This is a genomic window from Roseateles sp., assembly GCF_052436255.1.
Taxonomy (GTDB): Bacteria; Pseudomonadota; Gammaproteobacteria; order Burkholderiales; family Burkholderiaceae_C; genus Pelomonas.
On the sequence record NZ_JBQVNP010000190.1, the window covers coordinates 1 to 7,734 of the forward strand.

The 7,734-nt window shown below is 71.1% G+C and carries 8 protein-coding genes and 1 pseudogene; 5 read left to right on the top strand and 4 right to left on the bottom strand.

Features of this window, described 5'->3' with window-relative positions; all coding sequences use genetic code 11:
- On the bottom strand, positions 1–263 hold a 263-nt coding region (locus ACT6S0_RS24950), incomplete at its 3' end, for a cupin domain-containing protein (RefSeq protein ID WP_444766451.1).
- A gap of 18 nt (positions 264–281) precedes the next feature.
- Here ACT6S0_RS24950 and ACT6S0_RS24955 point away from each other — a divergent pair.
- A complete protein-coding gene (locus ACT6S0_RS24955; RefSeq protein ID WP_444766452.1) occupies positions 282–908 on the top strand; it encodes a class I SAM-dependent methyltransferase in 627 nt (208 codons plus the stop codon).
- A gap of 138 nt (positions 909–1,046) precedes the next feature.
- Here ACT6S0_RS24955 and ACT6S0_RS24960 read toward each other — a convergent pair whose 3' ends face one another.
- Genes ACT6S0_RS24960 through fghA form a run of 3 tightly spaced genes read right to left on the bottom strand, consistent with a single transcriptional unit; the run spans position 1,047 to position 3,464 of the window.
- Positions 1,047–1,925: an alpha/beta fold hydrolase gene (locus ACT6S0_RS24960; protein WP_444766453.1), complete on the bottom strand. Its 879-nt coding sequence runs from the start codon at positions 1,923–1,925 to the stop codon at positions 1,047–1,049.
- A 46-nt stretch (positions 1,926–1,971) separates the two neighbouring features.
- The gene (locus ACT6S0_RS24965; RefSeq protein ID WP_444766454.1) at positions 1,972–2,607 is read right to left on the bottom strand and encodes a TetR/AcrR family transcriptional regulator; all 636 of its coding nucleotides are present in this window, start codon (positions 2,605–2,607) and stop codon (positions 1,972–1,974) included.
- 32 nt (positions 2,608–2,639) lie between these two features.
- The gene (gene fghA / locus ACT6S0_RS24970; protein ID WP_444766455.1) at positions 2,640–3,464 is read right to left on the bottom strand and encodes an S-formylglutathione hydrolase; all 825 of its coding nucleotides are present in this window, start codon (positions 3,462–3,464) and stop codon (positions 2,640–2,642) included.
- A 29-nt stretch (positions 3,465–3,493) separates the two neighbouring features.
- On the opposite strand from fghA, the gene ACT6S0_RS24975 reads away from it, so the two are divergent.
- The 4 genes and pseudogenes from ACT6S0_RS24975 to ACT6S0_RS24990 all read left to right on the top strand — a co-directional run.
- Positions 3,494–4,738 carry a multifunctional CCA addition/repair protein gene (locus tag ACT6S0_RS24975; protein WP_444766456.1) on the top strand — a complete coding sequence of 415 codons (1,245 nt, stop codon included), beginning with the start codon at positions 3,494–3,496 and terminating at the stop codon, positions 4,736–4,738.
- Between the two features lie 75 nt (positions 4,739–4,813).
- Complete coding sequence (locus tag ACT6S0_RS24980; RefSeq protein ID WP_444766457.1) at positions 4,814–5,272, top strand: thioredoxin family protein; 459 nt, start codon at positions 4,814–4,816, stop codon at positions 5,270–5,272.
- Positions 5,269–6,411, top strand: coding sequence for an MFS transporter (locus ACT6S0_RS24985; protein ID WP_444766458.1), 1,143 nt, complete (start codon positions 5,269–5,271; stop codon positions 6,409–6,411). The genes ACT6S0_RS24980 and ACT6S0_RS24985 overlap by 4 nt, the downstream gene beginning before the upstream one ends.
- Positions 6,412–6,479: 68 nt before the next feature.
- Positions 6,480–7,734 (top strand): annotated as a pseudogene (locus ACT6S0_RS24990) (excinuclease ABC subunit A); the annotation flags it as partial.

Consider the following 7,734-nt stretch of genomic DNA (forward strand, 5'->3'; position numbering starts at 1 on the left):
GCCATGCAGTGCGCGTCGCCATGCGGGAAGACGATGACGTCGCCCGCCGCAAGCCGCACTGGCTCGGCGCCTTCCAGCGTCACATGGCATTCACCCTGCGTGATGAGGTGGAAGATCACCACGCGCTCGGCCGTCGGCTCCAGCAATGGAGCGGCAATGTCCGCATGCGGCGACTGGTAACACCACGGCGCGGTGAACCGGCCCTGCAGGAAGATCGCGCCCACCAAGCGCACCACACCCAGCGTGTGAGACAGCGCATCCATCAGCCCGCCGCGACCTCGATGGCCAGCATCAGCGGCACGGGCTGGCGCAGCGCCGCCGGCACCGATGAGCGCAGGCAGCTCTGCTCGACCAGCTCGTGGGCCTGCGCTTGCGTCAGCCCCGCAGCCGCCGATGCCGAGGCCCTGCCCTTTGCCGATGCGAGCTTCGAAGCCGTGCTGTCGACGTTCGGCGTGATGTTCACGCCCGATCAGCCCAAGGCCGCCGCCGAGCTGGTGCGCGTCTGCCGGCGCGGCGGGCGCATCGGCCTGGCCAACTGGACGCCCGAGGGCTTCATCGGCCAGCTGTTCAAGGTGTTCGGCCGCCATGTGCCGCCGCCGGCCGGTGCACAGCCACCGTCGTTGTGGGGCAAGGAGCCGCACCTGGCGGAGCTGTTCGGCGACGGGGTGAAGGATGTGGCGTTGACCCGCCGGCACTTCCAGTTCCGCTACCGCTCGCCGGCCCATTTCATCGATGTCTTCCGCACGTGGTACAGCCCGGTGCACAAGGCCTTCGCCACGCTCGGGCCGGACCAGGGCGCCGCGCTGGAGCGCGACCTGACGGACCTGCTGGCCACGCTGAACCGGGCCGGCGCCGACAGCCTCGTCGTTCCGAGCGAGTACGTGGAGGTGATTCTGACCCGGCGTTGAACGTCTCTCGTACATCGACGGCCACGCCCTGGCGGACCCGCGCCGCGCCGTCGTGCAGCGCCAGGCTGCGGTCGCCGAAGCCAGCGCACCGCCCGGCAGCCAGGCCTTCACTGGGGCCGCAGGAAGCCGCAGCCGTCGTTATGGGCGCGCGTTTGCCAGGTGCTCGGCGACCTGCTGCATGACGCGCGGATCACTGAGAAGGCGGCGATGGCCCAGGCCTTCGGTCACATGCAGGTTGCCGGCGGGCAGGCCCGCCAGCAGCCTCTCGCTGCCCGCCAGCGGTGCGGTCACGTCGCCGCGGTCGTGCACGATCAGCGTCGGCTGCAGCACGCGCTCGGCCAGCCAGGCCGGTTCGAAGTGGCCCAGCGAAGCGCCCTCACGCCGCTCGAAGCGCCCGCGCATGCGCGTCGCCAGGGCCTCGCCGGTGCCCATGGCGTCGGCGAACCAGCGCAGGAATTGCCAGGGTGGCGGCGCCAGGGCGATGAGTGCCACGCGCCGGGCCGGCAGGCCACGAGCCAGCGCGTGACTCAGCGCCATGGCGCCGAGCGAATGCGCGACGACGCCGTCCCAGGGCCCGAAGCGCGCCGTCACGGCGAACATCGCCCGCACCCACTGCAGCAGGTTGCTGCGCCAGCCACCGCTGCGCCCATGGGCGGGCAGGTCCAGCAGCACGGGCTCGAAGCCGGCGAAGGCCAACGTGTCGGCCAGCGGGCGCATCTGCTGCGCATCACCAGCCCAGCCGTGGGTCAGCAGCACCTTGGGTCGGCCAGGCTCGATGTCACTGCGCTGCCACACACTGATGTGGCCGCCCTCGAAAGGCAGCTGGCGCTCCAGCCAGGGCCGGGGCACGGCGCGCGAGCGGGCCAGCCACTTGGTGGGCATGGGCGTGAAGAAGAGGCCCATGGCCAGGCGCGTGCCGAGGGCCGGCGACACATGGTGCAGGCCGCGCAGCAGCGCGGCAACGCCGCGTGCCGCCGGTGAGGCGAAGAAGGCGGCGGCGGGGTTGTGGATGGTCATAGTCGCTCCATATTTCGCACGACCGTGCGATGTGTTGGCAAAAAAATCAGCCCGTGATTGCGGGGGTTCTGGGCGTTCTGGACGCGCCGGCGGCGGCCAGCATGCGCTCCCAGGCCTTGACGCCGCGCTCATGCACACGCGGGTCGCGCAGGAAGCGGGTGTCGCGCAGCAGGCCGGTGAAGAGGGCGTCCATCTCGAAGACGAACTGTTCGGCGTCGAGGTCGGCCTGCAGATGGCCGGCCTCGATGGCCTGCGTCACGGTGCGGTGCAGTGCGGCGCGCATGCGCAGCACGCCGTCCTGCAACTGATCGCGCACGGGGCCTTCACGGTCGTCGTACTCGAAGGCACCGGCCGTGTAGAGACAGGACAGCGTCCGGTCTGCGTTGGTAGCGCGGGCCAGCCAGCGGCGCATGATGTCGTCCAGCCGCGGCAGGCCGCGCGGCTTGCTCATCGCGGGCACGAACACGGCCTGCTGAAAGCGCCGGTCGTACTCCAGAATGACGGCCACCTGCAGTTGCTCCCGCGAGCCGACGCGCGAGAACACGCCGCTCTTGGACAGGCCCAGCCGCTTGGCCACCTCGCCGATGGTCAGGCTCTCCAGGCCTTCAGCAGCGGCCATCGCCAGCGCGGCATCGACGATGGCGGCCAGCGTGGTTTCGGCGCGTTCGCTGCGGGTTTCCATGGCCTCAATTTAGCACGACCGTGCGGAACCGGTCAAAGCAGTTGTTTGGCGTGGTGGCGCAGGTGGTCGCCGACGAAGCTGGCGATGAAGTAATAGCCATGGTCGTAGCCGGCGTGGCGGCGGATGTCCAGCGGCTGGCCTACGGCCGCGCAGGCGGCCTCGAAGGCCTCCGGATGCAATTGCTCGGCCAGGAACTTGTCGGCCAGGCCCTGGTCGACCAGGATGCCGCCCGGATAGGGCGGCGCGCGCCGGACCTGCATCAGCTCGGTGGCGTCGTGTGCCGCCCACGCCGCGCGGTCCTCACCCAGATAGCCGCTGAAGGCCTTGCGGCCCCAGGGGCAGCGCATCGGTGCGGCGATGGGCGCGAAGGCCGACAGCGACGCGAAGCGACCCGGGTGGCGCAGCGCCAGCGTCAGTGCCCCATGGCCGCCCATGGAGTGGCCGAACAGGCCGACGCGGTCAAGGCCGGTCTCCTGTTGCACCAGCGGCAGCAGTTCATTCATCAGCCAGCCCGCCATGCGCCAGTGCCGCGCCCACGGCTCGCGCGTCGCATCGAGATAGAAGCCGGCGCCGACGCCAAAGTCCCAGTGGTCGGCCTCGCCGGGCAGGCCCGCGCCGCGCGGGCTGGTGTCGGGGGTCAGCAGCGCCAGGCCCAGCTCCGCAGCCAAGGCCTGCGCGCCAGCCTTGGTCGCGAAGGTCTCCTCGGTGCAGGTCAGGCCGGCGAGGAAGACCAGCAGCGCTTTCGGGCTGGGTGGGGTGAAAAGGCCGAAGCGCATCGGCAGGCCGACCTCGGCGGAGTCATGCTGGAGAAAGCGCTGGGCGCCACCGAAACAGCGGTGTTCGTTCAGGGTCTGCATGCCGCCAGTGTGGCCGCAGAATCCGACGGATGCAGAAGTTCCAGACCTATCTTGTAGGGGGCGCCGTGCGCGACCGCCTGCTCGGACTGCCCGTGCAGGACCGCGACTGGGTCGTCGTCGGCGCGTCGCCGCAAGCGCTGCTCGACGCCGGCTACCTCGCCGTCGGCAAGGACTTCCCCGTCTTCCTGCACCCCGAGACGCACGAGGAAGTGGCCCTGGCCCGCACCGAGCGCAAGACGGCTGCCGGCTATCACGGCTTTGCCTTCCACGCGGCGCCCGATGTCACGCTGGAGCAGGACCTGGCGCGGCGCGACCTGACCATCAATGCGATGGCCGAGGACGAACATGGCGAGGTCGTCGATCCCTACGGCGGCCAGCGCGACATCGCTGACAAGCTGCTGCGCCATGTCTCGCCGGCCTTTGCCGAAGACCCCGTGCGCATCCTGCGGCTGGCCCGCTTCGCCGCGCGGTTTTCTGACTTCACGGTCGCGCCCGAGACCGTGGAGCTGATGCGCGCGATGGTCGCCGCCGGCGAGGTGGACGCGCTGGTGGCCGAGCGCGTCTGGCAGGAACTGTCGCGCGGATTGATGGAGAAGAAGCCATCGCGGATGTTCGAGGTGCTGCGCCAAGCCGGCGCGCTGGCCAAGCTGCTGCCCGAAGTCCAAGCCCTGTTCGGCGTGCCCCAGCCCGAGGCCCATCACCCCGAGGTCGACACCGGCGTCCACCTGTTGATGGTGCTGGACCAGTGCGCGCGGCTGGGGGCGCCACTGACCGTTCGCTATGCCTGCCTTTGCCACGACCTCGGCAAGGGCACGACGCGCAAGGAAGAGCTGCCGCGCCACATCGCCCACGAGGCGCGCAGCGAAAAGCTGGCGCGCGGCGTCAGCGAGCGCTGGAAGGTGCCAAGCGACTGCCGCGCGCTGGCCGAGCTCGTCGCTCGCGAACACACCCACGTGCACCAAAGCACGGGCTTCGGCCCCGAGGCGCGGCTGCGCCTGCTGGCGCGCTGCGACGCCTGGCGCAGGCCCGATCGCTTCGCCGAGCTGCTGTGGGCCTGCGAATGCGATGCACGCGGCCGACTGGGCCTGGAGAACCGCGACTACCCGCAGCGCGAACGCTTGCTGGCCGACCTGGCCGCGACGCAGCAAGTGGACCTCGCCGCCGTCAGCGCCGAAGCCATGGCCCGCGGTGCCCAGGGCCCGGCCATCGGCAAGGCAGTGCAGGCGGCGCGGCTCGGGGCTTTGCGCTCCTTGACCGGCGAAGGCCAGGCTTGATCGGCAGCCCGCCAGTTTACTAAACAACTCTTCTGCCCTAAACTGCCTGGAATCGATTCCAGCCCACCACGTCCCATGCGCCTGCCGACCGCCTCCCTGCTCCTTGCCGCCAGCTTGGCCGCCCACGCCGGCCCGCCAGCCATCTACGACGAAGCCGCCGATGCCAAGGCCGCCATACGCGCCACGCTGGCCGAGGCCGGGCAGGCCAGGCTGCCCGTCCTCGTCGTCTTCGGCGCCAACTGGTGCGGCGACTGCCGCATGCTGGACGCCAGCTTCAAGACCGGTCCGAGCGCGCCGCTGATCGCTGCGAGCTTCAAGGTCGTCAAGGTCGACGTGGGTCGCTTCGACCGCAATGTCGACATCGCCGAGGGCTACCGCGTGCCGCTCAAGAAGGGCATCCCCGCCGTGGCCGTGCTGTCCCCCGAGGGCAAGCTGCTCTACGCGACCGAAGGCGGCGAGCTGGCCAACGCCCGCAAGATGGGCGACCAGGGCGTCTACGACTTCTTCAGCCGCGTGACCGTCAGCGCCAAGTGAGCCACCCCTCCCTGGCCGGCGCGTCCATCGCGCTGCGCACGCAGTTCTTCGTCCTCGGCACGATGTTCGCCACCTGGGGCGTGCATGTGCCCACCGTCAAGGCCCACTATGGCCTGGGCGAACAAGCACTGGCACTGGCCATGCTGGCTGGCGGTGCCGGCGCGCTGCTGGCGCTGGCCCAGGCCGGCCGCGTGATCGGCCGTTTCGGCCCGGCTGCCGTGGCCGCCACCATGGGCGTGGGTTGCTGCGCCAGCGTCGCCTGCCTGCTGGTCTTTTCGTCCTATGCGGGGCTGCTCGTCGTCATGCTGGCCTTCGGCATCACCGGCAGCCTGCTGGACGTGTCCGTCAATGTCGAAGCCACCGAGATCGAGCGCCTGTCCGGCCGGCCGCTGATGAGCGGCTTCCACGGCATGTTCAGCCTGGGCGGCATGGCCGGCGCGGGGCTGGGCAGCGTGGCACCGGCGCTCGGCCTCACGGCGCAAGGCCACCTGTTCTTGGCCACCGGCCTGGGCGCCGCGGCGGTACTGGTCGCCAGCCGCGCCATGCTGCCGCTGGAGCCCGGCGCGGCCGACGAGCGGCGGCCGCTGAGCATCCCGCGCGGCCCGCTGCTGCTGCTGGGCGTGCTGGCCTCCATGGGCCTGATCGCCGAGGGCGCGATCTACGACTGGAGCGTGCTCTTCATGAACCAGGAGCGCGGCAGTGCGCCCAGCACCGCGGCGCTGGCCTTCGCCAGCTTCAGCGGTGCGATGGCGGCGGGCCGCTTTGGCGGCGACTGGGTGCGCGCCCGCATCTCGCCCACGCGGCTGATGCGCGCCAGCGGCGTGCTGGCCGCCGCCGGCATGGTGCTGGCGCTGGCGCTGGATTCGCCCCTCGTCGCGCTGACCGGCTTTGCCCTCGTCGGCCTGGGCTTGTCCAACGTCGTGCCGGTGCTGTTCAGCGCCGCGGCCCAGGTGCCGGGCGTGGCGCCGGCGCATGGCATCGCGGCCGTGTCGGGCGTGGGCTACCTCGGCATGATGGCCGGCCCGCCGCTGATCGGCCTGATCGCCGAGCACTCCTCGCTGACCATCGGCCTGGTCGTCGTCGTCGTGTTCGCCGTCTTCATGGCGCTGTCGGCCAAACGGGCGCTGCGCGGGGCCTGACACCCGCGCCTGCCTTGCAGGCGGTTGTCCTACAGGTGCCGCGACCGTTTCGACGCATCGTTGATGGCGTGAACTCCTCTGCTGACCCCCGGGGCCTGGTCCGCGTGCGCGGCGCCCGCGAGCACAACCTGAAGAATGTCGACGTCGACGTGCCGCGCGACGCGCTGGTGGTGTTCAGCGGCGTGTCCGGCTCCGGCAAGTCGTCGCTCGCGTTCTCGACCATCTATGCCGAGGCGCAGCGGCGCTACTTCGAGTCCGTCGCGCCGTATGCGCGCCGCCTGATCGACCAGGTCGGCGTGCCGGCGGTGGATACCATCGACGGCCTGCCGCCGGCCGTGGCCCTGCAGCAGCAGCGCGGCACGCCCAGCGCGCGCTCGTCGGTGGGCAGCGCCACCTCGCTGTCCAGCCTGCTGCGCATGCTCTATTCGCGCGCCGGCCACTACCCGCCCCGCCAGCCCATGCTGTATGCGGAGGACTTCTCGCCCAACACGCCGCAGGGCGCCTGCCCCGGCTGCCACGGCCTGGGCCGCGTGTTCGAGGTGACCGAGGCCTCCATGGTGCCCGACCCTTCGCTGTCCATCCGCGAGCGCGCCGTCGCCGCCTGGCCACCGGCCTGGCATGGCCAGAACCTGCGCGACACCCTCGTCACGCTCGGCCACGACGTCGACAGGCCCTGGCGCGAGCTGCCGAAGAAGACGCGCGACTGGATCCTCTTCACCGACGAGCAGCCGACCGTGCCGGTGTATGCCGGCTTCACACCCGCCGAGACGCGCGCTGCCTTGCGCAGCAAGACGGAGCCGAGCTACCAGGGCACCTTCATGGGGGCGCGCAAGTACGTGCTGCACACCTTCGCGACGACGCAGAGCGCGCTGATGAAGCGCCGCGTGTCGCGCTACATGGTGGCCAGCGACTGCCCCACCTGCGAGGGCAAACGGCTCAAGCGCGAGGCGCTGTCGGTCACCTTCGAGGGGCTGGACATCGGCGAGCTGTCGCGCATGCCGCTGCAAGAGCTGGCCACGGTGCTCGGCCCCACGGCGGCCGGGGCGGCGCATGCGGCGGCGCACGGCCACGGCGTCAGCCGTGCGACCTCGAAGGCGCACACGGCCCGGCGCGTGGCCGCCGGTGGCAACGCGCATGCGGCCGCGCCCGACGTGCGGCGCACGCCCAACCTGTCGGAAGAAAAGCTGATCGCCGCCCAGCGCATCGCCCACGACATGCTGGCGCGCATCACGACGCTCAACGAGCTGGGCCTGGGCTATCTGTCGCTGGACCGCGGCACGCCCACGCTGTCCAGCCTGCTGCGCATGCTCTATTCGCGCGCCG